The 24,959-nt window shown below is 54.3% G+C and carries 25 protein-coding genes; 11 read left to right on the plus strand and 14 right to left on the minus strand.

Features of this window, described 5'->3' with window-relative positions:
- Nucleotides 1–142: 142 nt before the first annotated feature.
- Both pdxH and QQ91_RS11405 read right to left on the minus strand, forming a co-directional pair.
- Nucleotides 143–811 carry a pyridoxamine 5'-phosphate oxidase gene (gene pdxH, locus QQ91_RS11400; RefSeq protein ID WP_166275175.1) on the minus strand — a complete coding sequence of 223 codons (669 nt, stop codon included), beginning with the start codon at nucleotides 809–811 and terminating at the stop codon, nucleotides 143–145.
- 151 nt (nucleotides 812–962) lie between these two features.
- Nucleotides 963–1,763 carry a MeeY/MeeF family manganese export membrane protein gene (locus tag QQ91_RS11405; protein ID WP_166275177.1) on the minus strand — a complete coding sequence of 267 codons (801 nt, stop codon included), beginning with the start codon at nucleotides 1,761–1,763 and terminating at the stop codon, nucleotides 963–965.
- 233 nt (nucleotides 1,764–1,996) lie between these two features.
- On the opposite strand from QQ91_RS11405, the gene psaM reads away from it, so the two are divergent.
- Nucleotides 1,997–2,086 (plus strand): photosystem I reaction center subunit XII, encoded by a 90-nt coding sequence (gene psaM / locus QQ91_RS11410; RefSeq protein ID WP_166275179.1) that lies wholly within the window; start codon nucleotides 1,997–1,999, stop codon nucleotides 2,084–2,086.
- A gap of 186 nt (nucleotides 2,087–2,272) precedes the next feature.
- On the opposite strand, the gene QQ91_RS11415 is transcribed toward psaM, so the two are convergent.
- Complete coding sequence (locus QQ91_RS11415) at nucleotides 2,273–3,085, minus strand: C40 family peptidase (RefSeq protein WP_250833335.1); 813 nt, start codon at nucleotides 3,083–3,085, stop codon at nucleotides 2,273–2,275.
- 58 nt (nucleotides 3,086–3,143) lie between these two features.
- Here QQ91_RS11415 and QQ91_RS11420 point away from each other — a divergent pair, with 58 nt between their 5' ends.
- Nucleotides 3,144–3,992: an RsmE family RNA methyltransferase gene (locus QQ91_RS11420; protein ID WP_250833336.1), complete on the plus strand. Its 849-nt coding sequence runs from the start codon at nucleotides 3,144–3,146 to the stop codon at nucleotides 3,990–3,992.
- A 5-nt stretch (nucleotides 3,993–3,997) separates the two neighbouring features.
- A complete protein-coding gene (locus tag QQ91_RS11425) occupies nucleotides 3,998–5,245 on the plus strand; it encodes a hypothetical protein (protein WP_250833337.1) in 1,248 nt (415 codons plus the stop codon).
- A gap of 19 nt (nucleotides 5,246–5,264) precedes the next feature.
- Here the strand turns inward: QQ91_RS11425 and QQ91_RS11430 are convergent, their stop codons facing one another.
- The gene (locus QQ91_RS11430; RefSeq protein ID WP_166275187.1) at nucleotides 5,265–6,029 is read right to left on the minus strand and encodes a tetratricopeptide repeat protein; all 765 of its coding nucleotides are present in this window, start codon (nucleotides 6,027–6,029) and stop codon (nucleotides 5,265–5,267) included.
- A 392-nt stretch (nucleotides 6,030–6,421) separates the two neighbouring features.
- Between QQ91_RS11430 and QQ91_RS11435 the strand changes: the two genes are divergently transcribed.
- Both QQ91_RS11435 and QQ91_RS11440 read left to right on the plus strand, forming a co-directional pair.
- Complete coding sequence (locus QQ91_RS11435) at nucleotides 6,422–6,928, plus strand: CGLD27 family protein (protein WP_166275189.1); 507 nt, start codon at nucleotides 6,422–6,424, stop codon at nucleotides 6,926–6,928.
- Nucleotides 6,925–7,878 carry an asparaginase gene (locus QQ91_RS11440; protein ID WP_166275191.1) on the plus strand — a complete coding sequence of 318 codons (954 nt, stop codon included), beginning with the start codon at nucleotides 6,925–6,927 and terminating at the stop codon, nucleotides 7,876–7,878. Before QQ91_RS11435 ends, QQ91_RS11440 begins: the two co-directional genes overlap by 4 nt.
- Before the next feature lie 2 nt (nucleotides 7,879–7,880).
- Here QQ91_RS11440 and QQ91_RS11445 read toward each other — a convergent pair whose 3' ends face one another.
- Nucleotides 7,881–8,288, minus strand: a complete 408-nt coding sequence (locus tag QQ91_RS11445; RefSeq protein WP_166275193.1) for a response regulator — start codon at nucleotides 8,286–8,288, stop codon at nucleotides 7,881–7,883.
- 182 nt (nucleotides 8,289–8,470) lie between these two features.
- On the opposite strand from QQ91_RS11445, the gene QQ91_RS11450 reads away from it, so the two are divergent.
- Both QQ91_RS11450 and QQ91_RS11455 read left to right on the plus strand, forming a co-directional pair.
- Nucleotides 8,471–10,021: a cation:proton antiporter gene (locus QQ91_RS11450; RefSeq protein ID WP_166275320.1), complete on the plus strand. Its 1,551-nt coding sequence runs from the start codon at nucleotides 8,471–8,473 to the stop codon at nucleotides 10,019–10,021.
- Nucleotides 10,022–10,186: 165 nt separating this feature from the next.
- Nucleotides 10,187–11,929 (plus strand): EAL domain-containing protein, encoded by a 1,743-nt coding sequence (locus tag QQ91_RS11455; RefSeq protein ID WP_166275194.1) that lies wholly within the window; start codon nucleotides 10,187–10,189, stop codon nucleotides 11,927–11,929.
- Here the strand turns inward: QQ91_RS11455 and glpK are convergent.
- From glpK to ggpS, 4 genes are all read right to left on the minus strand, one after another.
- A complete protein-coding gene (gene glpK, locus QQ91_RS11460; protein ID WP_166275196.1) occupies nucleotides 11,926–13,422 on the minus strand; it encodes a glycerol kinase GlpK in 1,497 nt (498 codons plus the stop codon). The genes QQ91_RS11455 and glpK overlap by 4 nt on opposite strands.
- 205 nt (nucleotides 13,423–13,627) lie before the next feature.
- On the minus strand, nucleotides 13,628–15,364 hold the full coding sequence (gene glpD, locus QQ91_RS11465; RefSeq protein ID WP_166275198.1) for a glycerol-3-phosphate dehydrogenase: 1,737 nt from the start codon (nucleotides 15,362–15,364) through the stop codon (nucleotides 13,628–13,630).
- A gap of 163 nt (nucleotides 15,365–15,527) precedes the next feature.
- Nucleotides 15,528–16,481 (minus strand): NAD(P)H-dependent glycerol-3-phosphate dehydrogenase, encoded by a 954-nt coding sequence (locus QQ91_RS11470; protein ID WP_166275200.1) that lies wholly within the window; start codon nucleotides 16,479–16,481, stop codon nucleotides 15,528–15,530.
- Nucleotides 16,482–16,492: 11 nt separating this feature from the next.
- The gene (ggpS, locus tag QQ91_RS11475; RefSeq protein WP_166275202.1) at nucleotides 16,493–17,974 is read right to left on the minus strand and encodes a glucosylglycerol-phosphate synthase; all 1,482 of its coding nucleotides are present in this window, start codon (nucleotides 17,972–17,974) and stop codon (nucleotides 16,493–16,495) included.
- 338 nt (nucleotides 17,975–18,312) lie between these two features.
- Between ggpS and QQ91_RS11480 the strand changes: the two genes are divergently transcribed.
- The 3 genes from QQ91_RS11480 (at nucleotide 18,313) to QQ91_RS11490 (ending at nucleotide 21,208) form a co-directional block, all read left to right on the plus strand.
- Nucleotides 18,313–18,693 carry a hypothetical protein gene (locus QQ91_RS11480; protein ID WP_166275204.1) on the plus strand — a complete coding sequence of 127 codons (381 nt, stop codon included), beginning with the start codon at nucleotides 18,313–18,315 and terminating at the stop codon, nucleotides 18,691–18,693.
- Between the two features lie 125 nt (nucleotides 18,694–18,818).
- Nucleotides 18,819–19,292 (plus strand): CAAD domain-containing protein, encoded by a 474-nt coding sequence (locus QQ91_RS11485; protein ID WP_166275206.1) that lies wholly within the window; start codon nucleotides 18,819–18,821, stop codon nucleotides 19,290–19,292.
- Nucleotides 19,293–19,540: 248 nt separating this feature from the next.
- Nucleotides 19,541–21,208 (plus strand): sensor histidine kinase, encoded by a 1,668-nt coding sequence (locus QQ91_RS11490; RefSeq protein WP_166275208.1) that lies wholly within the window; start codon nucleotides 19,541–19,543, stop codon nucleotides 21,206–21,208.
- Nucleotides 21,209–21,307: 99 nt separating this feature from the next.
- Here QQ91_RS11490 and QQ91_RS11495 read toward each other — a convergent pair whose 3' ends face one another.
- From QQ91_RS11495 to QQ91_RS11510, 4 genes are all read right to left on the minus strand, one after another.
- Nucleotides 21,308–21,646 carry a carbon dioxide-concentrating mechanism protein CcmK gene (locus QQ91_RS11495; protein WP_166275210.1) on the minus strand — a complete coding sequence of 113 codons (339 nt, stop codon included), beginning with the start codon at nucleotides 21,644–21,646 and terminating at the stop codon, nucleotides 21,308–21,310.
- A gap of 95 nt (nucleotides 21,647–21,741) precedes the next feature.
- A complete protein-coding gene (locus QQ91_RS11500; RefSeq protein WP_166275212.1) occupies nucleotides 21,742–22,053 on the minus strand; it encodes a BMC domain-containing protein in 312 nt (103 codons plus the stop codon).
- A gap of 197 nt (nucleotides 22,054–22,250) precedes the next feature.
- On the minus strand, nucleotides 22,251–22,913 hold the full coding sequence (locus QQ91_RS11505) for a hypothetical protein (RefSeq protein WP_166275214.1): 663 nt from the start codon (nucleotides 22,911–22,913) through the stop codon (nucleotides 22,251–22,253).
- Complete coding sequence (locus QQ91_RS11510; RefSeq protein WP_166275216.1) at nucleotides 22,914–23,561, minus strand: nucleotide-binding protein; 648 nt, start codon at nucleotides 23,559–23,561, stop codon at nucleotides 22,914–22,916.
- Between the two features lie 227 nt (nucleotides 23,562–23,788).
- Between QQ91_RS11510 and QQ91_RS11515 the strand changes: the two genes are divergently transcribed.
- Complete coding sequence (locus tag QQ91_RS11515; RefSeq protein ID WP_166275218.1) at nucleotides 23,789–24,256, plus strand: hypothetical protein; 468 nt, start codon at nucleotides 23,789–23,791, stop codon at nucleotides 24,254–24,256.
- On the opposite strand, the gene QQ91_RS11520 is transcribed toward QQ91_RS11515, so the two are convergent.
- On the minus strand, nucleotides 24,240–24,872 hold the full coding sequence (locus QQ91_RS11520) for an FxLYD domain-containing protein (RefSeq protein ID WP_166275220.1): 633 nt from the start codon (nucleotides 24,870–24,872) through the stop codon (nucleotides 24,240–24,242). The genes QQ91_RS11515 and QQ91_RS11520 overlap by 17 nt on opposite strands.
- Nucleotides 24,873–24,959: the final 87 nt, after the last annotated feature.

Raw genomic sequence — 24,959 nt, forward strand, 5'->3', positions numbered from 1 at the left:
TGGTGAAGGCCTTTTCAAATAGCAATTGTGAAAAGGAAGCGCTATTTTCTCCATTGTAAACAAAATGTAGCATTCATTTTGAAGTACTGCATACCGTTTTGCTCTTAGAGGAGCCCGACAAGATCTCTCCCCCGCTGGTTGATCAGGGCGCTAGGCGTTCCACCGTCCAACCCCCCTCGGCCTTGATCTGGTAACAAAGACGATCGTGCAAACGATTAGGGCGTCCTTGCCAAAACTCAATTCGATTGGGAATAACTCGGTAGCCGCCCCAGTGAGGAGGACGAGGAATCGCCTGGTTCCGGTATTGCTGGGTTAGACGATCCAGTTCATCCTCAAGATATTGACGATCTGAAATGACCTGACTTTGGGGGGAGACCCAGGCTCCCAGTTGACTCCCCCTGGGACGCGTTTGAAAATAGGCATCCGTTTCAGAGTCTGCAATTTTCTCCACTTGGCCTTCAATGCGGACCTGTCGCTCTAGGGCTGTCCACAGAAATACCAGGGCAGCCCAAGGGTTGGAGGCAAGGTCTTGGGCTTTGCGGCTGGTGTAGTTTGTAAAAAAGATAAAGCCGCGATCATCGAGCTCTTTTAGCAGCACGATTCGAGCCGTCGGTTTTCCCTCGGGCGTCACGGTGGCTAGGGTCATGGCGTTGGGCTCAATCAAGTTAGCCCCTAAAGCTTCTTGAAACCACTGGGTAAACTGACGCCAGGGATCCGCGGCCAAGTCCGACTCAATCAGTCCGGCCTGGGTGTAGTTTTCTCGTAGATCTGCCAGCTCTAGCTTCGGGCTGGGGGATGGGGAAGAGGTCATGGGGTGCGTTAAGCAATGGAATCGCCGCTGACCGGAACCTGAGGGAACAGGTACAGTCCTCTGGGCGCGCTCAGGGTCAGGGCGTTGAATCAGGGGAATTCAGAACTAAAATTGGGCTCAACAGGGCAATTAACTGGGTTAATCCCTGAGCTTACGAAGATTTGACCGTGGGTTTTGAGCTGACGTGATCCACCGATTCTGGCACCAGGGTTACCGTCTCTTCCAGGTCAGACGCCGAATCCGATTCTGGCGAGCCTGGATCCGTTTCCACAACTCGCCTTTTGGAAAAGCCCCAGGCAAAGGTCAGGGCGATCAGCACAATCATCAGCCATTCCGGTGGAACCCAACGGTCATTGATCACCTTTAGAAGCAGTCTACCCCCCACTAGGGAGACAGTGATATATCCTGCATCTTGCAAGTGAGTATATTCCTGGAGCCAGGTGATGAACAGTTCGGCTAAAAACCTCAGGGTAAGAATCCCAATGACGCCGCCCGTCACCACCAACCAGCGATCGTCGGCTAAGGCAATGGCGGTGGTCACGCTGTCCAGGGAGAAGGCAAGATCGGTAATTGCAATCAGGGGAATCGCCTGCCATAGCGAAGAGAAGCGGGGTCCGTGGTGCTCGTGGGCCTCCCCTTCATCGGAGAAGAAATATTTCCCGGCAAGCCAAAGCAGATAAAGGGCACCCAGCAATTCAAACTGCCAAAAACGAATCACCCAAGTTGCAGTCAAAATGAGGGCCATGCGCATGACAAAGGCCGCCACCAGACCAATATTCAGCGCTTTGCGCTCAAGCTCCACATTTCCCAATCCCTGCACCAGAGCCGCTAGGGCGATCGCATTATCCGCAGATAGCACGGCCTCTAGGCTCACAAGAACCACAAGGATGACTGCAGTGTGAACGCCAAGCTGGGAGTGTTGCTCAACAAGCTGGTTGAGTTGATCAAACATAGAGATTTAGGGGGCAAAGAAAGGGGCCAACAGTGAATCGAGAGAAGGAACTTGCTCTTCATCATCATACTGAGATAGGGGAGGGATCGGGGCATTCCAACTCTGCAGACAAACCACCTGGGGTGCTCAAGTCCCCAATTTTTGTAACAAATCCTTTTCCTTTGGCCCAAAGTAACGGACATTAATTCACAGAACTTTAGCCCCTCAAATTGATTTCAGGAGTTCTTTGAATCATGTCAGACACTCAAGTTTTCGTCGCCTTATTTATTGCCCTGATTCCTGGCTTTTGGGCCCTCCGCCTTGCCACTGAGCTGTATAAGTAACCTTCGGAATTCACTGCGCTCAACCGGAGTGAGGGTCGGGGCAGGACAGGGTTCCGCAGCTCCCCGATACTTCCCTACTTGCGGGATCCTGAAAATTCACGCAAGCAAGGCGTAAAGATAAGGTGCAAAGGAGTGATGGCGGTAGCTGTCACTCCTTTGGTTGTGGGTCACTCTTGTGAGAATTGCTCAAGATTGTACAACCCAGGGCTGGTTGCCCCGGTAACTTTCAACAACGCGGCCTGCCCCACGAAACTGCCGATGGTAGGTTTGACTGACGGGATGATCTAACTGCACCAGACTATCAATGCCAATCCTATTGCGGCCCTGATCTTTCCCTGAGCTATGGATGTATCGACCCTGGCCTAAGTAAAGAGCGACATGGGTGGCCTTCGCAGGTGTTCCAAAAAAAATTAAATCTCCCGGCACCAGCAGCTCTACCATCGCCTGAGGCGATGGGGCGGAATGGGGCAATGCGGAGGAAAACGCCTCCTGCTGATAGGCATCGCGAGGTAGCCAAATGCCCTGGGATCCAAAGGCCCGCTGCACCAGCCCAGAGCAATCGAAATTCGGTCCCAAGGTTCCTCCCCAGAGATATTCATTCTCCACTGCCATAGCCTGGTGCGTATAGTCAATCACCGCTGGAATCCGGGCCTGAATGGTTGCAGCATCGAGGGGGACCGGATGGTAGGCCAGGGCGCAGGGAATCAGAGAGCCCAAATCTCTGGGATTGAGCCAGCCTGGGTAATCATCTTCGCAGAGGCGAACGGGAATGGCTGAAATCTGGGGCGTTAAGGGTTCAGGCAGATCAGACCAGCGCAGCCGCAGATGGCGACCCGCGATCGCCTGGGTTGCCAGGCGGGTCAACTGCGGAGAATCGTATAGGTTGAGGGGCTGTACTAGCTCATATTCTGGATCGTACCCTGGATCCTCAGCTGTCACCGAGGCTGAAGGATGAACGGTACGCAAGGTTTCAATGGAGATCATAGACGGTACACTCACCTGCTACGGGTGACTTAAAGAACTCACGGGCCTGCCCCAGGGACATCGCTCGTCAGGAATGGCTCTACTATCTCACAGCTTGAAGGAGTTTACTTTGCCACAGTTGCCGCGGCTGGTGATCGCCCCAGAACAGATCACAGGAGATCAAGTTACCCTCACCCCTCCCCAATGGCACTATCTGAAGCAGGTGCTTCGTCTCAAGGGGGGAGAGTCCTTTATCAGCCTCATCTCCCCAGGGCAGCAGTGGTTGACCCAGCTGGGGCCAAAGGTCCACTCCGCACGGTTCCTCCAGGCACTAGCAGCACCGCGAGAGTGGTCGATCCCAGTAACCTTGATTGCAGCCCCCCCTAAGGGCAATTACTTCGACGAAGTTGTGCGGATGGCAACGGAGCTGGGGGTAGCCCAAATTATCCCCGTGCAAACCCAGCGGACGGTGCTAAAGCCCAGCGCCCAGCGCCTCGATCGCTGGCGACGAATTGCCCAGGAAGCCACGGAGCAGTCCCACGGACAAGGGGTGCCGGAAATTACGGAGGTAATCCCGCTAGCGGATGTCATTCATCCACAGATTTCGGTCAATACTTTAGGACAGTACCGATACCTGTGCTCTTTAAACCCGCAGGCGCCCCTTCTTTGGAACCAGCTCCTGGGGATTGCGCCCGAAATTCTATCCCTGACCGCTTCGACCCTCGATCAGGTCAGGATTACGGTGATGATTGGCCCTGAGGGAGGATGGACTCCCTCAGAAGAACACAGTTGCATCACGGCGGGGTTTCATGCCGTCTCCCTGGGACGACGGGTACTGCGAGCCGCTACGGCACCCATCGTTGCCCTGAGCCTGGTGGCCGCCGTCTGCTATGAGGTATCGGCGTTGTCTGTCTCTGCTTACTGTCCTGCCCCTAGCGCCTGATGACTATGCTCGCGAGTGTACCACCAACCCCTGCCGAGGCATTCCGGCAAACCTTAACCGAAAAACGTTACGGAGAGTCCCTCAAGCTGTTGCGCAAGATGCCCCTGAGACATCGGTGGCAGTCCTTTTTCCTGCTTCAGCAAACCCTGGGGAAAACGCCCCTTGCCCACTACCTGCAAGCACTGAGCTATGACCTTCTCTATCGAGCTTGCCGGGCGGAAGCCGTGGGCCACTGGGCGGAAGCGGAACGTCTCTATCGACTCTTGATGCAGCATGATGTGGGGGTCAAGATTACAAGAAAGTGTCGAGAGGGGCTGCGGCGCATCACCCCAGCAAAACAGCGTCAGCCCATCCCGCTCGTTCATCTGGAAACGGTTGCAGAAGCGGCCTCGAAATCAGGCTCAGGAACAGCCGTAGAAACAAGCTCAGGTTGTGGCGACCCCGAGCCTCCTTTTTGGCGATCCGCCACTAGTCTACTGATTCTGTGCCCCGTGGAACCCGCGGCAAAACCGGCCCTGGCCCCGCAGCTGGCAGAAATCCTGAACTTAGATCCCTACACCGCCCGCCTCAAGCTGCCCACCTTGGAGTACCGTTTGTGCCGAAGCGGATCCGTCCCTGAAATGGCTTTTTTACACCAATCCCTTGACAGAGCAGGAGTTCCCAGTTTGGCGGTGCCGCTGGCTCAGGTTCAAGCCCTGCCCGTCTATGAGGTCCTCTATCTCCAGGCAATAGGCCCTCAGGTGCAGGTACAGGTGCGTCATCGGGATCATCCCCAGGAAACCCAATCCTTCACCTTTGAATGGGCTGAGGTTCGTCAGCGCGTTGATGCCCTATTGCCTCTTCTGGAGGAGGTGGTCGAGCGCGATTCCCAGGGAAAGGTTCGTCGGAAAACCCAAACCCAGGATCACGCCCAAATTTGCGATCTTCATCTTTCTCAGGGACAGGGAATTCTCCGCTTCTACGACGCCGCCTATCAGTTTCACCGTGGGGTTTCCCTGGTACAAACGCTAAAACACCCGCTCCAAGCGCAGACCTCTTGGGCCTATTGGCAGGGATTAAAGCAGCTTCTTAAGCGCCACAGGCCTGACCTTCTGGTTCATCAGAGGTTTCAAAATTTTGCTGAATCCATTCTGGATCAAGTTGAGATTTTGACCCAGATTGAAGCCCATATTCACCTGCTACGACGCCACGAATGCTATTGGGACCAGGCTTTTCATCTCTACAGTGCCCTGCACTACCTGACCCTGCCCTAGCAGATCAAAGCAGCGCCCTTCAATTGGTCAACTTTTGGAGCTCTTCGATCCGAGCCTGAATTACGGGACCATTGTTGTAGCCAAGGGCAACGGCTCGCTTCAGCGACTGGTTCGCATTTTCAAACTGACCATCCATCGCATAGGCCAGCGCTAGATTGCCGTGGCTAACTGCAAGATTGGCATCCAGACTCAGGGCCTTTTTAAACGCAGCGATCGCCTGCTTTGGCTGCCCCTGCAGCACGTAAAGGCTGCCCATACTAGAATGGGCCGTGGCCAGGTTCCCATCCAGCTTCAGAGCCTGCTGATAGGACTGCAGGGCCTGTTGATGATTGCCCTGAAGCCGCTGGACAATTCCCAAATTAACCCAAATTTGCGGATTGTCTGGGGTCAGGGCCAGGGCCTGCTCATAGGCTGCCATGGATTCCGAAAGCTGATTCAGTTCGTCATAGGCGCTCCCCAAACCACTGTAGAGCTGGCTTTTCGTTTGGGGATTGGATTCCGTCTCCAGGGCTTTGAGAAAAAGGGGAATCGACTGTTCATACTGCCCTTGATCCAGGGCCGCAAAGGCAGCCCGTCCCTTGGAGTCACGCTGGGCAGGTGAGTCGTGCCTGAGAATTGCCTCCAGATGACTGACAACGGTTTGACAGCCTGTGAGCAGTCCAATTCCAGGCAGCATCAACAAAATTAATAGGAAAAGCTTATATCCCTTTGAATTCTTCAATGGGGTGACCTCAGGCATTGAACATTGGCGAATATGCCATTGATGCAGACGGGAGTGCGGCATCCAGTGTAACCCCTATATCCCAATCGCCATAGACAGTATAGAGAATCAATATCCGCTTTGCATGGGGCACTCAAGGGGTAAAGGAGCGACCTCCAGCAGTCACTGTAGGACAACCCTAGAATTCCCTGGGTCTGAAAAGGATTGACAAAGCATAAATTATTCTAATATTCACACAAAGAAATGATCGCCCAGACCTCTGGCAATCTTTTGGATTGCCACGGATCGAGCCCACTGAGTTTAAACCATGGCGGGAGAAGCCAATGCTTCCCCCCCGATCCTTGCTAGTCGTCCCAGCCTCAACCTCCTCCACCTTGACCTCACACAGGCATGCGGATCCACCGAATTGCTTTTCTGAAAAGGTGCTATAAAACCAGTAGGAGATTTAGTGAATCATGAACGTTTCGATTCCCAACTGTCCAGTTCCCCCTGAACAACTCCCTCTCAATGAGTTTCAAAGCTTAAAGGAGTCCTGGTTTTTTCGCTGGTCAACCCTCTCGGTAAAGCAGTACGGCATCCGCTGTCTGGGAATCTGGATGGCGTTCCTGTTGTTTTCGCTTCCCTTTGCCTATGAAGCGCTGGTGGTGGGACGATCTCCCCTAAAAATTTTTCTGGCTGCAAACTGTGGGGCAACCATTTTTATGTTTTTAGTCCTCTTGCGGGTCTACCTGGGCTGGCGCTATGTCCGCGATCGCCTGGAGCGTGATGTGGTGGATTACGAGGAAACAGGGTGGTACGACGGTCAGCGCTGGCCGAAGGATCAAGGACAGCGGGATCGCGATATTCTGATTAGTACCTATGAGGTGCGGCCGGTGATGCATCGCTTGCTTACGACCTTGGGCGCAGTAGGTTCTATCACCGTCCTCTCAATTTTCTCAATCATGATCAGGACTACTCCATGAACATGGGTCATCGGAATGGAACTCCGGCCATTGAAATTCAGCTCCTTCGCGATGGCATTGTCGAGTCTCGTCATTTTGCCGAGGCGGTTGTCTGTGATGAGCGCGGTCGGGTCCTCTCCACCGCTGGACAGGCCTCCACCAGTGCCTTTATTCGCTCTGCCCTCAAGCCATTCCAAGCGCTGGCTGTGTCTACCACGGGGGCCATTGAACGCTTCAGCCTCGGCGATCGCGATCTGGCCATTATGTGTGGATCTCATCAAGGGACCCTGGATCAGGTTCGTCAAGTTTTTGGCATCCTCTGGCGATGTGATCTGTCGGCTAATGACTTGCAATGCCCCATTCCCGACGGACGCAACAGCGCCCTTGAGTACAACTGCTCTGGAAAGCACGCTGGGATGCTAGCCGTCTGCAAGCAAAGAAACTGGCCGCTATCTAGCTACATGCAAGTCAATCATCCAGTGCAGCAGTATATTCTCGACCATATTGCTGATCTACTTAAAATTCCAGCCGCCGAGCTAATGACGGCCCATGATGATTGCGGCGTACCGACCCTGTTTCTCCAGCTCGATCAGATGGCCTGGTTATTTGCCCAACTCTCATCGGGAGAGAGCCTTTCCATGGAGCGAATTGTGCGAGCCATGATTCATCATCCTGAAATGGTCGCTGGCCCAGGCCAGTTTGATACGGACTTGATGAGGGCCACAGGCGGCGAACTTGTGAGCAAGACTGGGGCGGAAGGTGTGCAATGCGTCGGTCGCCTCGGGGAAGGCATGGGCTTAGCCATTAAGGTGCGCGATGGGGCCCAGCGAGCGAAATATGCAGCAGCGTTACATCTGCTTCGGGAGCTCGGCTGGATTGATCTATCCGCAGCGGAACAGTTAGCTGACCAGTACCTTGTTCTGAGTGCCCACAAGCGCCTTGATGTGATAGGCGACCTGGCAATGGTTTAAAGCTAAACCCTCAGACCAGCAGGAGACACGGACTGGCCCTCTAGGGTTTGTGACACCATTTGTAGCAGTTGGCCATCGGAAAACGGCTTGTGAACATAGCCCATGATTCCATAGGACTGCGCTAGGCGCCGGGACAGAGCATCCTGGGTCCCAGAGCAGACCAGGATAGGCACCTCACAGGTTGCAGGCATGCTGCGCAGGGCCGCCATCAACTGAAAGCCGTGCATTCCCGGTAAATCCAGATCCGTAATCACCAGATGGGGAGGAGAGGATTGGGCAAACTGCAGGCCTGAGGCTCCATCTCGGAATGGGCTAACCTGAAACCCCTGCCTTTCAAGCATGTGGCAGATTCTTTGCTGAGTCGGAAGATGATCCTCAACAATCACAACATGGACCAAGGGCTTGACCATAGATTCAACGCAGTGGGATGGGGGAAAGGAACTTCCCTTTCTCATTTTTTGCATCTATTTCCATCCTCGACATCTATCCTAGGGAGACAATTCTGGGGCTGCGGGGGAAAATTCAAATACCCCAGAGACTGCGGGTAAAATATTTCTGATCTGTCACAGAGGTGGAAAATTTGTTAGCGACCATGGCTACGGAGCTGGCAATTGAGGAAAATCTCAAGTCTTTCCTGCTAGTGCTATCCGTCTCGTTAAGTGTGGCCACCTTGCCCCAAGTTTTTAGCTGGTTTCGTCAAATTCCCTATACGCTTTTGCTCGTGATCGTGGGATTGGGACTGGCGTTTGTGGACATCCGGCTGGTGAATCTTTCGCCGGAACTGATTCTGTCGATTTTCCTTCCCCCTCTTTTATTTGAGGCTGCCTGGAATCTGCGATGGGCCAATCTCAAGAAAGATTGGATTCCCATTGGCCTCTATGCGGTCATTGGCGTCGTGGTGGCGATCGCCGGAATTTCCTTTGGAGTCAACAGGTTTGCTGGACTGCCCTTAACCAGTGCTCTGCTGATTGGAGCCAGTTTGTCCGCCACCGATCCGGTCTCGGTAACCGCTCTATTTCGAGAACTCGGCGCGGACAAACGACTCACAACGCTCATGGAGGGGGAAAGCCTCTTCAATGACGGCATGGCCGTTGTTGCCTTTGGGCTCCTGTTTACCATTGCCTTTGGCAGTGGGTCCGTGAGCGTGCAGGGAACCGTTCTGGAACTGGTGACAGTCGTCGGCATTGGGGTGGCAGTGGGCGGGCTGATTGGCTTTGGAATTTCCTACCTGACGCAGCGATTTGACCTGCCGCTGGTGGAGCAATCTCTGACCCTAGTGGCAGCCTATGGCACCTATATCATTACCGAAGATTTAGGCGGATCCGGAGTGATTGGCGTGGTGACCACGGCGCTCATCTTGGGCAACTTTGGATCCCGAATCGGCATGAACCCGCGCACTCGCATCATCGTCAGTGAGTTTTGGGAATTCCTCGCCTTTTTCGTGAACTCCATTGTTTTTCTGCTGATTGGAGATCAAGTTCAGTTTCCCATTCTGCTCGAAAATTTACCCACCATCATGATTACGATTGTGGCGATGACCCTAGCTCGGGCCGTTGCCGTGTTTGGTCTAGGAGCGCTCAGCAATTACGGTGCCAAATCGGACATTTCTCTGCCGGTTCAAATCATTCTGTGGTGGGGAGGGCTGCGCGGATCGGTGTCCATTGCCCTGGCCCTGAGCTTGCCCATTTATCTCAGCGATCGCGAGACGGTCATTGCAACAGTGTTTGGGGTAGTATTATTTACCCTCTTGGTGCAGGGATTGTCCACCAAACCAATGTTACTGTGGCTGCGCCTAGCCGGAGATCAGCCGCTCCAACAGCTCTACTCGGAGGCCGTAGCCCGACAGCTTGCCCTGCGGCGATCTCTGGAGCGCCTGCGAGAAGCCCAGGATCGTCCCGGCGTCGACAAGGAATTTCTGCGCTATCAGGAAACGTTAATCAGTGGGGAAATTGAACGCCTCTCGGAGAAAGTGGTTGAGCTTCGGGAAGAGCACCCTAATTTGGTTCAGTTTATGGAAAACCAGCTCAAAAGCGAGTTGCTTGCGGTTGAAGCTGAAAGCTATGCGGAATTTGTCCAGGCCGGATGGCTCAATCGAGAACTCGCGCCCTTTCTACAATCGGGCAGCCTCTCGACTGAGAACTAGGGGACAAGGCGATCTCCAATGCAGGGCCGCCGATGGAGGCAGAGGATCGGAAACAGGGGCAAAAGATTTTGACGGTGAAAGAAATTCGGGGTCTTGGTGAAGACTAGGGAATATCACAATACGTATGTGCCGTTTTCTCACACGACGCGGATGGAATAGCGATCTATGACGAACCGTCTACTAGTCATTGAGCATTGTTCAATGTCCTCCTCATGGGTAATGGAGTATTTGCAGGGGACACCTTGGCAAGTGACTGAGGCTGATTCGCTGGAGCTGGGTTTAGCGCTAGCCAAGACCCACAGGCCCAATTTAGTCATTTGTGTGGATCACCTGCCCCACCTGGATGGCTTTGACGCGCTCCAAGAACTTCGCGCAGCCACCCATACCCAGTCCGTGCAGATCCTGATGATTTCAGATCGCGGCGACCGGTCCAGCTTTCGCCGGGCCATGGCCATGGGAGCCGATGACTTTTTATCCATGCCGTTCTCGCCGGCAGAGCTGCAAGAGGCCATTGAGACTCGATTGCATAAAGGGCAACCTGACCAGAGCGCTGTATTAAGCGCGGCTCTCCCCTTGTCCCAAGGCCCGGAGGGTGAGCTTCCCTTTGTCCAGAGTCGAGACCTGGCGCATCACTTTCTTCGGCTCCATGAGGTCCCTACCTTTTCAGAGCAGGATCTCGCTGCCGAGAAAATCGGCGGATTTATTTTGATGAGCATTGATCAGCTGAATTGGTTTCGCAGCACCTCTGGCCCCCACTTTAGTGATGAAGTCTTGCGATGCTTTGAGCAGCGTCTTTGGGCCTCCCTCCCCGAAACCGTCCCCTTTATGGCTCGGGTTGAGGAAAATCTCTATGCCTTGATGCTTCCACCAGATTGCAGTCCCTTGCTGACCAAGGCAGCAGATGGAGTCTGGCAGCAGCGGCTCTCCCTCCCCCTCACCGTAGAAGATCAGGAAATCTTGATCACCACTAGTATTGCTTCGATTCAATATTCCCTGGACGCGCCACCCCAGTTTGAGGTGATGCTGGGACAGGCTCGGCAGTTGTTGAATCGGATTAAGCGCAAGGGAGGCAATCAGATTCTCACGGAGCCGTTTCTCGAATCCTCCCAGGCTAGCGATCAGTTTGCGATCGCCACCAATATCCTTCGGGGACTGACTGAGGATCAATTCCATGCCTACTACCAACCCCAGGTGGATCTCAGCACGGGCCAATTTGTGGGGGCCGAGGCACTGGTTCGCTGGCACCACCCGGATTGGGGAGTCCTGGAGCCAGGACGCTTTATCCCCGTCGCCGAGGAAACGGGTGTCATTGCCCAAATTGATGAGCGCGTCCTGCGTTTAGCCTGTCAGGCCATGCAGCGCTGGTCTGCCAATAGCGCAAGGCCGCTGACGGTGTCGATTAACCTGTCGGGGCTGAGCTTCAATCGCCCTAACCTGTGCGAGCTTGTGGAGGAGGTCCTTAACGAATATGGCGTGGCCCCTGAATGGCTAGAGCTGGAGGTCACCGAAAGTATCCTGATGCAAGATACGCAAAAATCAGCCCAAACCATGCGAGATCTCAAAGCCCTAGGGGTCAGCCTCGCCATTGATGATTTTGGTGTCGGCTATTCATCCCTGAGCTACCTGCAGCAGTTTCCCTTCGACACCCTCAAAATTGATCAGTGTTTTATTCAGAATGTGGATCAAAACCCTGGCAACGGTGCCATTACCGAAGCCGTAGTCAAATTAGCCCACACCCTAAATTTACGCGTCGTTGCCGAAGGGGTAGAGCGGATAGAAGAGCGAGAGTTTCTGCGCAACCATGGCTGCGATGTCATGCAGGGCTATCTGGTGAGTCCTCCGGTTCCCCGCTCGGTGTTTGAAACCTTTCTGACCACTCAGCTGAACAAGCGTCCTAGCTATGCCTAGTCCGTCCAGTTTTTAGTCCGCTCCACGGCCTGGATCCAGGATTGAAACTGCTGCTGCACCTGCGGGGCGCGATGACTGGGCTCAAAGACCCGATCAATGGCGCGAGATTCAATGAGTTGAGAATAGTCGCTCCAGAGCCCGGCCATCAGCCCGGCTCCAAATCCCGCGCCTTGGGCCGTGGCCTCCAGCACGGCTGGGCGCTCCACGGGGATTCCCAGCACATCGGCCTGGTACTGCATGAGAAAATCATTCTGGCAGGCGCCGCCGTCCACCTTCAGAATCTCAACGGGGCGATCGCAGTCATCATTGACCGCCTGCACCACATCGCGTACCTGGTAAGCAATGGCCTCCAGGACTGCCCGCACCATGTGGGCTCGCTGGACCCCACCCGTGAGACCAAAAAACGCCCCGCGAGCAGACATATCCCAATGGGGAGCGCCCAGCCCGCTCAAAGCTGGAACAAAATAAACGCCGTTATTATCGGGCACCTGATCCGCCAGCACCGACGTTTCTGCGGCCTGTTGAATAAGGTTTAAACCATCCCTAAGCCACTGAATGCAGGCTCCCGCGGTAAACATGCTGCCTTCTATGGCATAGCCAGCAGGATGCCCCGTCTGGGTCCAGGCAATGGTGGAGAGAAGCTGGTGCTGCGATCGCACAATCTCTGTCCCCGTATGGGTCACCAGAAAGGCCCCGGTGCCGTAGGTACATTTGATCAGTCCAGGGTGGTTACAACCATGGGCAAAGAGAGCCGCCTGCTGATCCCCAAAAATGGCCCGAACGGGAATCGAGGTGTCTCCAAGCTGGGCCTGGCCAAAATCCCCCAAACTGGGGCGAATCTCAGGCATTAGCGACGGCGGAATCTCAAACAAAGCCAGCAGGCTCTCATCCCAGTCTTGCTGTGCCAGGTTCATCAGCATGGTTCGACTGGCATTGCTGTGGTCGGTGGCATGGACCGCTCGGCCCGTCAGATTCCACAGCACCCAGCTATCAATGGTTCCGGCCAGAACGTTGGTTAGATCTAAGTCCGCATATTTTGGGCTAGCCTTGACCCAGTCAAGCAACCACTTGAGCTTGGTGGCCGAAAAGTAGGCATCTAAGACCAGTCCCGTTTTTGCCTGAACGTCGGCGGCCACACCGCGATCGCGCAGTTGATGACACAGATCGGCCGTGCGGCGATCTTGCCAGACAATGGCGCGATGAAGGGGCTCACCGGTGGTTTTATCCCACAGCAGACAGGTCTCCCGCTGGACCGTGAGTCCCATGGCAGCAATCTCATCAGGGGCAATCTTAGCCTGACGAATCGCAGTTTCAATCGCCCAATGCGTATCCTTCCAAATCTGGATGGGGTCATGCTCTAACCATCCCGGCTTCGGGTAATGCTGGGTGAGTTCCCGATAGGCTTGGGCGATAATCTGACCCTCTCGATTAAACACAATGGCACGATTGCCAGTGGTTCCTAAATCTAAGGCCAGTACGTAGGATTGAGTCATGATTATCTTGATTATCTCGGGCGCGCTGGGAACAGTGCGATAGAACAAAACAAAGCCACCGCTATTTTCCCTGGCCAGCCCTGCCGTTGAACAGAGATTTTGGATTGTTTTTAGATTCTGCTGAGACCAGAGTCGATGCGGGGAGGCTCGAGCGATGGTGGATCCAGCCGATTCGCCTGGTTGCTGACCTGAGCAAGCAATCCCTCTAGGATTGCACGCACTCCCTGGGGGAGGATTCTGCTAAGGTCTTCTGGATTTCCTTTATTTCGCCTTCATACCGAGCCCGTTCATACTCTGGAATGCAGTGGGTGAACATATAGTGGCAATAATCCCTGATTTGGCGGTCGCCCTGTTCCCGACTCCATCCACAGTGGATCTGCAGAATCTGTAAAACTCTGGGCAAGAGGGGAATGCCATAGTCTCCGTAAATGGCGATCAGGGTGCGACGCAGCAAAATATCCACCAGGGAATAGGCATATTCGGTTTGCACGGCAAAGACCACTTGAGCCGCAATAAAGGGATGTCCCTCCAACAGCGGGGCAGCCAGATCCGGGGAGGCATCGACCAGAGAGAGCAGGTCTCCGGTCCTCGCCCCATAGATTTGCGCCAGGGCGTTGATGATCCCTGGATCTAGGCGATCGCGGTAGGCTTGAAGCCAGGACGGCAGGCGACGGTCCTCTGGCGGCATCGTGCCAGGGAGCGGCGTCTTATCAGTGGTGCAGGGGGGAGCCTGACGCCCCATCTGCTTGAAAACTGCATTCACCGCTTCTTCCCCCACCTGACGATAGGTGGTAATCTTCCCACCTATCAAAGAGATTAAATTCCTGGCTTGATCTGAAACATGGCGATGCAAGACATGGCTGCGGGTAATGCTGCTGGGCTTTTTACCCTCGGCGTAGGGCAAAGGACGCACCCCCGAATAGGTAAAGCAAATTTGGTCGCGGCTGAGCTGAGCCAGGGGAAAAATCTGGTTTGTCTCTTCGATTAAGTAATCAATTTCGGAATCAGCAGCCTTAATCTCGTCTAAATTTCCGCTAAATTTAATGTCCGTGGTGCCAATCAGGATCAACCCCAGCCAAGGGACAATAAAGAAGGGCCGTCCATCGGATTTGGCTTCCACGTAAAAGGCACAGTCCTCCGGCGCCCCTGGAAACGGGGGCACCACAATGTGACTGCCCTTCGTGGGGCCAATCATGGGCTCTTTGCCGATCATTTCCTCCTCTCCCTGCCGCTGGCCACGGTGGAGGACCTCATCGACCCAGGCTCCAGCAATGTTTAAGACCGTGCCCTGGGGCGTTATTTCCACCCTGAAGGTGGACTGCTGCCGCAAATCCCGGCAGGTGAGTCCAGAAATGCGATCGCCCTCACGGTGGAGAGCGGTCACCTCGGTATAGTTCATGACGATCGCTCCAGCAGCCTCAGCATCTAAGATATTCTCCAGAGCAAGACGCTCGGCATAGGCCACTTGGGCATCGTAATATTGCGCTCCACCAGCGAGTTTCTCGGTATCGACGGAACGGTAGAGCTGATGAAACACCGAACGGGGGAGCATGCGGTGGTTCGGCAGGGTTTTATCGTAGCTGAGCAGGTCGTACAGCCGCATGCCCGCCTGAACCTTCCAGTAGGGCCGGGAGCGATCCCGGTAAATGGGAATCGTCAGCAGCAGTGGATCCACCAGATGGGGGGCAATATTCAGCAAAATCTCGCGCTCTTTTAAAGATTCACGCACCAGGGAAAACTCGAAATATTCCAGGTAGCGCAGCCCCCCATGGACCAACCGCGTCGACCAGCTGGTGGCACCGCTGCAAAAATCTCCCTTATCCACTAGCAATGTTCGCAGCCCTCGCCTGGCAGCATCTCGGGCAATTCCTGCTCCGTTAATACCGGCACCAATAATCACAACATCGTAGGCAAGCGGTTCAAGGTGACTGGAGGATTGCATAGGCTTGTACAGAAACAGTTGCAAAGTAGAGCATGGGAGGGCAGAAAGGGAACCCACGTCTGCAGCCTAACGTAAGTGACTGTTTTTTTACAGGGGCCTCCCCTTTCTCAGAAGCCGACCCTCCCTGGCTGATCTAGGCTAGGCGGCCCGCTTCCGGTCCCCCTCAACAGGGGCGCTGAATTTCCAAAACTTCCGCCCGTGGCAATCGACTCATCAGGGTTTCAATGGCTTGGGCGGGAGCCATGTGGCCCGCTAAAATCTGAGCAACCGCAGTGGCAATGGGGGCATCAATGCCATCGCGCCCTGCCAGATCTACCAGCACCTGTGCCGTGTTTACCCCTTCAGCCGTACTGCCAATTTCTGCCAGCACCGCCCCCAGGGCTTGCCCTTGGGCTAGACCATAACCCACCCGATAATTACGGCTCAAAGCACTGCTGCAGGTAGCAATCATATCTCCCAATCCTGAAAGCCCCCAGAAGGTCTGGGGCTGCGCCCCAAGCTGAACCCCAATGCGCGTCATTTCAACCAAGGCCCGCGTCATCAGAGCCGACTTGGCATTGGTGCCCAAGTTAAGGCCATCGCATACCCCCACGGCGATGGCAATAATATTTTTAAGCGTTCCCCCCAACTCAGTCCCCAGGGGATCACCGTTGGTATAAACTCGGAATCGCTCCGAATTCAGCAATGTCTGAATCCGCTGAGCTGCGGCCAAGTCCTCACTAGCCACCACAGTGGCAGCGGGTAAGCCGGCCTCAATTTCGGCGGCAAGATTTGGGCCAGATAGCACCACAATCGGATTGTTCGGCAGGGCCTGATGCCACAGCTGAGAGGGAGTTTCGTAGGATCCTGGGTTCAAGCCCTTGGTGGCGCTGACAACCAGGGTTTGGGGAGGAATCCCCAGGGCTTTCAACTGGGCAGCCACGATGGGCACCCCTTGCATGGACAGGGCCGAGATCACCACATCGGCATTCTGAATCGCCGCGGCCAGTGGCCGGTGATAGCGACGGGACCACACCGTAACCTGATGCTGCTGCTCCCGCAATAGAGTTTCCAGGCAGCAGCCCCAAGCACCCGCCCCCAGAATGGTGACGCGGGCGGGGAGCGAATCAGAGAACATGGTCAAGCCGACTAGCGAGCATCGGCCCCTAGCAAATGGTCGGCCCACCACTGAACATTAAAGCGGTCAACGCTTTGGCTCATGCGCTGCATTCGCTTTTGCTGCTCATCAAGGTCCATCGCCAGGGCCTTATCAATGGCTTGATCCATTTCCTGGGAAGAGTAGGGATTGGTCAACAGCGCGTCCGGCAGCTCCACCGCCGCACCGACAAACTCTGAGAGAATTAAAACGCCGCTGTCGGTTCCGTGGACCGCCACATATTCCTTGGCCACCAGATTGAGTCCATCTCGGAGAGGCGTCACCCAGGCAATATCGGCCGCCTTAAAAAGAGCCAGCAGTTCACTTTGGGGAATGCTGGAGGTAAACAGCACAATGGGCGTCCAGTTGAGCTGAGCGAAGCGACCGTTGATCTTACCCACCAGCTGCTCGATGTCACTCTTTGCCGTCTTGTAAACCCGCATACCCGTAGCCGGGGCAGCTGCAGCCACCACCAGATTCACTTTGCCCTGCAGTTCCGGACGGCGCTCCAGAAGACGCTCGTAGCAGTGAAGCAGTTCTTTGGTTCCCTTCACATAGTCCACACGTCCAGCTGAAAGAATTAACTTTCCATCCCGCACCTGGGCGCGAATATCCGCCATTTTTTGAGTTACTTCAGGCTGGGAGGCCATTTGGCGCAGGTGATCGGGGTCGGTGCCCACCGGAGAAGCGCTCAGGTGAACGATGCGGCCATTGTATTCCAACTGGGTGGTCATACTGGGTTCCGCCAGGGCCAGTCCCGTGGGCACAAAGTAGTCTGGCACGGGAGCTTGCTTCAAGATTTTGACAGCACGCGAACTTCGGGCCACGCCCACAAAGTTTTCCACATAGCGAGGAATGTGGAACCCACACACATCGCAGCAGAGAAGACTGTCGACAATTTCTTCTCGCCAGGGCAACACATTAAAGATATCAGCACTGGGAAAGGGGGTATGGTGAAAAAAGACAATCTTGGCGCTGGGAAGCTGCTGGCGAATGAAATAAGGTGCGAGCCAAAGATTGTAATCGTGAATCCAGATCAGCGCATCCTCGGCGGCGGATTCAATGGCGGCTTCGGCAAACAGACGGTTGATTTCCCGAAAGTTATCCCAGTTGGAGGATCCGTAGGAAAATTGCCAGGGAAACGAGTGCAATATCGGCCAAAAAGCCTCTTTGGAGGTGATGTGGTAGAAGTCCTTGACCTGGTTAGCCTTCAGGGGAATTCGCTTCACGATGCAGCGATCGCCTAATCCCCCGAAGGTCATCACCGATTGGAAGGATTCTTGTTGCTTGGCGGTCACCTGCTTCCAGGCAATCCAGGTACTCTGCTCCGCATTGGCAAAAAAGCGCTTCAAGGTGGGAAGAATCCCGTTGGGGCTTTTCTTTTCCCGATAGATGACCTTGCCGTTTTCAACCACCTCATCGAAGGGCTCTCGATGGTACAGAATGACCAGAGATGAACGTTGCGCTGTAGTCATAGAATCCTCTTGTAGTCGGTTGCGGGGGTCGTTAACCCAAGGGGGTGGCCCTTCCGGACTCACTTCTAGCTAGAGATCTCAATTGAAATCAATCTCATGAACGAACTGCCAGTGAAGTCAACCTGATTATATCGAAGTGCCTTCCGGACTCAGTTAAATTCCGCGATGAATCTATCTTTTGTCAGATTTTTGAACCGTTTTGATTTCAGACCACTGTAGGATGAAAATGGCAAAAGCCGTGACGTCATGATGCAGCGACCTGGACCCAGAGGCTGGAGGCGATCGCCGCAGCTAGAGCGCTATGGCGACCAAAAAATTTTTTTTTAAGCAGGCGCACCATGACCGATGCATTCTTTTCCCATCCAGCGGATCAGCTTACCGCCCTCAATCAGGAAATTGAGGATCTGTATGCGGAGGTTGAAGATTTACATGCTGAAACGGGACTCCTTTTGGGACTGATGGCCGGAAGCTATGCCTATTTTCTTCAGCAGCTGATGATGGCCCACCAAACTCAGCAGTCCATGACACCGGACGCCTGTGAAAAAATTATCGTCGATGCACTGCGGCGAATCCTCACCACCCAGTCGCGCCTGGATCAACAGCAGTTCCAACCCAACCTCCTGGGAGAAATCAAGGGCGTTTTAGCCAAAATGAGCCAGCCAATCCCCTTAGATGAATACCTCCGTCAGGCCGCTGCCAGCCAGCCGGAACCTATTTAACCCCCGACTCCCTGGCTTCCAAGGCGCGAGGACTTGTCATTGTTTCATGCTAAGGGCCAATTGCGTTGTGCTATTCACTTGCCTATGATGAGGGTCTGATTTTAGCAATGGGTTTAGAAACTGTCATGAGTCATAACGGTGAAGCACAAGCCACGCCTTCGACTGAGGTGCAAGAGCGAGAAGATACCAAGCCGGTTGATTTTTCCACAGAGCAGCCTGGAGCGCTGTTTCAAGCCCCTTCCACGGAACGCGAACTGCTGCCCCCAGAGGTGAAGGAAACCGCCGATAAGCTGCTGAAGTTTTTGGTCCTGTTCCCCGACTACTTGACAGAGGCCTTTGGTGACTACCGCAAGCCAATGACCACCGCAGGTCTGGTGTTGGTTGCTGGACTGACAATTGCCGTAGCTGACGGCGTCCTAGATCGACTCAATACCATTCCACTCTTTGCCCCCATCTTTGAGCTAATCGGGCTGGGATTTTCGGGCTGGTTTATTTTCCGCTACCTGCTCTACGCCGATTCCAGGCAGGAACTCAAGGGTGAGTATGAGCAAATCAAAGGTCGCATTGTCGGTCACCTAAACCCATCGGACGCTGAGTAGTCTCCTCCCTACACAAGCCGCAGTCAACTGGGGGAGGACCACCCAGCCGGACGGATCACTGCGATCCAAACTCTAGTTCGACGTTTTTTGGAACCATGTCCAGCCCTCCCCCCATGGACTCCGGCCAAGAGAATTGCCGCCACACCTGGCTTCAAGTCTCTCTGGCATCCGGATCCAGCTCAGGTCTCTGATCTTTCTTAAACCTCGTCAAAAAACTAAGCGATGAGAACGCCCCGTTCAATTTAGAGATGGAATCTGCTCAGACTCATTCTTCTGCTCAAGAACTAGCCGTCCAGAATCAGTTAAGCTTTGCTGAGCGGTTACTCCGGGGCGTGGCCTCTGCCACTAGCGCACTATTAACCGTTCGCAACTACGAAGAATCTATTCAATCTGCCCTGACCATTTTAGGCAACGCCACCCAGGTGGATCGAGCTTACATCTTTCAACGTCATGTAGACCCACACAACCAACAAAACCTGATGAGTCAGCGCTGGGAATGGGTCGCCCCAGGCGTGAGTCCGGAAATAGACAATCCAGACCTTCAAAACCTACAGTTTGAGGAATTTGCGCCTCGCTGGTACTGGGAACTCAGCCAGGGAAGAGCAATTTCGGGGTTAGTGGATAGCTTTCCAGAAACAGAACAGGAAATTCTAAAACCGCAAAATATCATTTCAATTGTGGTGGTGCCAATTCTCATTCAAACGGAGTTCTGGGGCTTTATTGGATTTGATGACTGCTGCCGTGGCCATGATTGGTCCGACAATGAAGTGGCCGCACTCCAGGCAACGGGCCATAGTTTTGGGGGAGCCGTGGCCCGATATAAGGCAGAACAGCACCTCAAGCGAGCCAATCTAGCCCTTCGCAAACAAACCCGAAAGTTGAAACAGGCCAAAGTCCAGGCGGACCGCGCGAACCGGGCTAAGGATACATTCCTGGCCAATATGAGCCACGAGCTGCGCACACCGCTCAATGGCATCCTCGGCTATATTCAGATCCTAGAGCGATCAACGCACCTCGATCACCGCGAAAAACGAGGTCTCACCACCATTCACCAATGCGCCACTCACCTGCTGTCCTTAATTAACGACATCCTGGATCTCACCAAGATTGAAGCCGAAAAGTTTGAACTTTCAACAGACGAGATTCAGGTGCCAAAGTTTCTGCATGAGGTCTTTGACATGTGTCAGAACCAGGCTAAGGCCAAACAGCTTGAGTTGAGTTTGGCAATTGCACCCGATGTCCCTCAAAGAGTGCGGGCAGACGCAAAACGACTGCGACAGACACTGCTAAATTTAATCAGTAACGCCATCAAGTTCACCGACGTGGGCAGGGTTGTTTTGCGGGTGAGTTGCGAGCAGACTTACCCCCTAAAGGCCTTGCCTTCGGATTCAGGAGAAAGCCCCCCCCAACCGATCCGCTTTACCGTGGAAGACACGGGCATCGGAATTGACCCAGCCGATTTCAGCCGACTTTTTCAGCCCTTCGAACAACTCGGCAACCCCCAGCACCATGGGGAAGGAACCGGCTTAGGCTTAAGCATCAGTCAACGCATTATCCAGGCCATGGGGAGCACCATTGAGGTCACCAGTGAACCCGGTCAGGGCAGTCATTTTTCCTTTGTGTTGACCTTACCTGCAGTGTCCACAGTCCGCCGAGATCCTGGCCCCGTCTCGACGGCAGCCGACCCAGTGCCAGATCCCACGCGGCAGGCGATGATACTTCCCCCTGTCCATCAACTCGAAACGCTGCTGCAGCTAGCCCAGGAAGGACGACTGAAAAAATTGGTGGAATCAGTTCAGGAGATGGCCCAGGCTGAGACCCAGTACAGGCCATTCTCCGAAACGCTTCACCAGCTCGCTCAAGAATTTAAGATCGAGGAGATAGAGCGCTTACTCACGACCTATTTGCAAGGCTAGGTCTGGAGCATTCAACATGGCGCTGAAAACCGGCCCCCGAGCCAACGCCCCTTATCTCCCCCGAGACCAGCCTGGAATAAACCTCTCTCAATGCTGGTATTAACGCTGGGCCTGTAGCCTAAAATCTTCCACCTCTTCGGTGTAGTTAATGGGTAATACGCGGTCTACGTTAGGATGAGGACGCGGAATAATCACCCAGTTTTCCAGGGTTCCGCCCTCCACCTTACTCACCGCGTCAACTCCAGCCTCCACAGCTCGCTTCACCTCTGAAACATCGCCCCGCACATTCACCGTAAACTGGGCGCTTCCTGCCCGAATATAGCCGACAAGGGTAACACGTCCAGCCTTGAGCATGGCATCTGCCGCCGCTAAGATCGTGGGAAACCCCTTCGTTTGAATTGAGCCTACAGCCTGTTGAGAGGCCAACCCGTTCGTCATTGAAATAAGCTCCTACGCTTTAGAGACTAAAAAAGCATTGTTCAAGGGCACCAAACCTCAGGGAACCCGCCCTCAGGGCGCCAGTTTTCAGGGCGCTAGAAGATTCGAAAATCCTCCACCAAGTCTGTGAAGTGAATGGGCAGGACAGATTCAACATTCTCAGGGGGATTGCGCACAATATAGTGATTGGTCACCGATCCCCCAGCGGCTTCTACCGCTGCGGTCTTGCCCGCTTCCATGGCAACCTCAACATCGGATACCTTTCCTCGGATGGCGACAAAGAATTGAGCACGTTCCGCTAGGTCAAAATGAACCAAGACTACTTCACTGGCCTTGACCATGGCATCGGCTGCTGCCAGAACCGAAGGAAACCCCGATGTTTGAATCACACCAACCGCTTGAGGCATGCAAAATTTCTTCAAAAGGCCGCTATATATTATACGCGAAGACGGATCCTCCCAGTTCCTCTAATCCGCCAGGAAAACTTATGCCAAACTCAGGCGGCGGTTATCGCTGGGAGCAGGGCCTGATCTCTCTTCCGAACTGGCAGGGAAGCCAAACCAGTTTCCAGAGGCGGGACACCCCCTCAGGTGTCCTTTGGGGGTTAATCGTAGCACCAGGGCTCAAAGTCATCGGAATTTTGCACCACCCGCGGCTTCGGCAGCCGAGAAGGCGCGATCGGGCGAGCGAAAGGCTTTTTAGCCGGGGGTTTATAAGTCACCGGCGATCGTGGCGGGGCAGAGGGAAGGACTTGCCGCTGTTCTGCAGGAAGACGTTGGGAGGGCACCGCTTCTAGTTCCTGCATTTTTTCCAGAAGGCGCTGATTTTCCTGAGCCAGCTTCAGCGCATCTTGTTTCGCCGCATCGAGATCTTGGGTTAGTTTTTGCTGCTGAGCCAGAACCGTTTTGATCTGCTGTTGAACCTCTTTCAGCTCTAGGCCCTGGGATTCTAAGGATGAAATCTGGGCGGAAAGCTGAGCATTGGTTTTGACTAAGCCTTGATTCTTCTGCTCAAGCTGCCTAATTTGGGCCTTGAGGTCTTGAATCCTCTGAGTCTGTTCCCCGTCACCAGGCGATTGCGGCTTGACCGGGTCTGGAATGCTGGCGGCCGCCTTGGATTTAGAACTGTCTTTACGAGGGGCCCGGCGCCCCGTAGCCTTTTTAGCAGCGGATTGATCTCCTGAGGGCGATGTCGGGGCCGGATCGGCGTTGGCTTGCTTTTTTACCTCCTCACGGACTAGATCAGATAACCCTTTTTTAGTAGCCATTTAGCTCTCCCAATCCCGTTTAATTTCATCCACAACCCGATAGTAATCGGCCTGCGCTTCCTTACTTTGTTTTCCTTTCCACTGGGTGATCGGCTTACCTTCTAGAGCCGCTCGCTCGTGGGCTTTATAGGCCCTCACAAAGGCGTGGAAAGCTGGAATTCCCAGCTCCATCAGCGTATCCTGAGCCTCAAGGGCCTCCCGCAAGCTGCGCGGATCGACGCGGGTCAACAACACTCGATGACTGACTCGCGTGGGTTTGACCATGGTATTCACCGTCTCAATCAGGGTGGTTAAGTCCATAGGCGCGGGCGGCGTCGGTAACACTAAATAGTCGGCAATGGGAACAATCTCCTGCAGGGCTTTGGAATTCAGGGCTGGTGGCGTATCCACCACCACCACATCAAAGTCCTGACGAGATCCCAGCTGTTGCAGCTGACTGGCGCGGGTTTCGGGCTGAACTTCAAAGGCCATTCCCGCTTCGTTCCGCTGGGTCCACCAAAGGGCAGACCCCTGAGGATCGGCATCCACCAGGAGAACGCGATGCTTTTCTGACAGGACCGCCGCCAGATTAACCGCAGTGGTGGTTTTGCCCACTCCTCCCTTACCATTGAGGACCACCAGAAGCTTTTTTGAGGATGAGACTGCCAATGGAGTGCTCCGATCAACCCAAGTTGAGAATTATAGACTTGTCTAGCCATTCTGCTGACTCGAATATACCGCTAATTGGGGGCGGCCCCCCGTTGTTTTTGGGAAATGAAAGAGATGAACCAGGACCATAGCAGTTTGAGACAGGGATCACCTTGTCCCTCAATCCCGTAGGATTTCAGTAACGTTGAGGCTAGATGTTTCCAGACCCCAAGGGTAGAATGACCAGGATGAATGTTGGATTGAGCTTAAAGTTAACCGGCGCGGTTGGACTTTCTCTGACGTTTTTGCTCGGAGCCTGCAGGCCAACCCTCGAGACCCCCGTCCTGCAAGCCCAATCAGAGGATCAGCAGCTGTCCATTGAAGTACTTCAGGGCATTCCCCCCTCCTCCTTTGGGCCGCACCCCGTCCAGATTTTCATCACCCAGCGCAATGAACGATTACTACTGATGCGCACAGACATTGCCAATGACGGAGCCCGTCTCTCCCGCCGCAATGTTCAAATTCAATTTGAATCTCCCCAGGTCTGGATATGTCTGCGGGGTACCCGGCAAGCCGACAAGCTGGTGCAGTACAATGCCCAAACTCGCGACTATCAGGTGCGAGAAGGTTCTTGTGAGCCTCAATTCACTTCCTCCTGGCAGAGGCCCGAAATTCTAAAGGGATCACTAAAAGGGGTCGCTAAAATAAGGAATTAGCGCGCTCCGAGGGAGCTGAGCCATTTAGGAGAAAGGCTGGTTGGGCCAGCCGGAGACTGAAGCGATCATCTCTCGGGACCGTGAACAGGGTTTGGCTAAAGGAGACGGTCTGGCCCGGCGCAATCTGACTGGGGGTGGGCGTGGCTGATCCCGTTTGAATGAGATTGCCCTGACGGTCTCGAATTTCAAAATTGACACCCGTGACGGTTACCGTTTGGCTGTTTCGGTTCGTGAGTAAGCCAAACACCTGAGACGATCCGTTCAGCTTAATAATGGGGCGCAGCTCCAAATTGCGTACCACTAAATTTTGAATCCATTCCCTAGGCGGCTGAGCAGAGGCGCTCCTCAAAACGGGATCCAGGGCATCACCGTTGCCCCGAACAGGCAGGGGGCGGCCCAGGGGTTGGCCTACATTCACGAGCTGTTGCCAGTAGTCGGCATAGTAGGTCCACTGATCGGGGGTCTCGCCAATTAACACAATATCCGCTTGGGGTTCAGAATGATTGGGCGCTCCTAAACTAGGGAAATACTGAGCCAGTCCTGGTTGGGCCAGACCCATGGCGGTGGCGCTCAGCACGGCCCCCATTCTCAAGATACGACGCAGCCGGGTGGTCATGATTGGAAGTCCTGATATGAAACAGTCGGAAGCAATTCAGCCATGATGGATACAAATCATCAGGCGAAGGCGCGCAGAGGGCACCTC

This window comes from Lyngbya confervoides BDU141951, assembly GCF_000817775.3.
Taxonomy (GTDB): domain Bacteria; phylum Cyanobacteriota; class Cyanobacteriia; order Thermosynechococcales; family Thermosynechococcaceae; genus Lyngbya; species Lyngbya confervoides.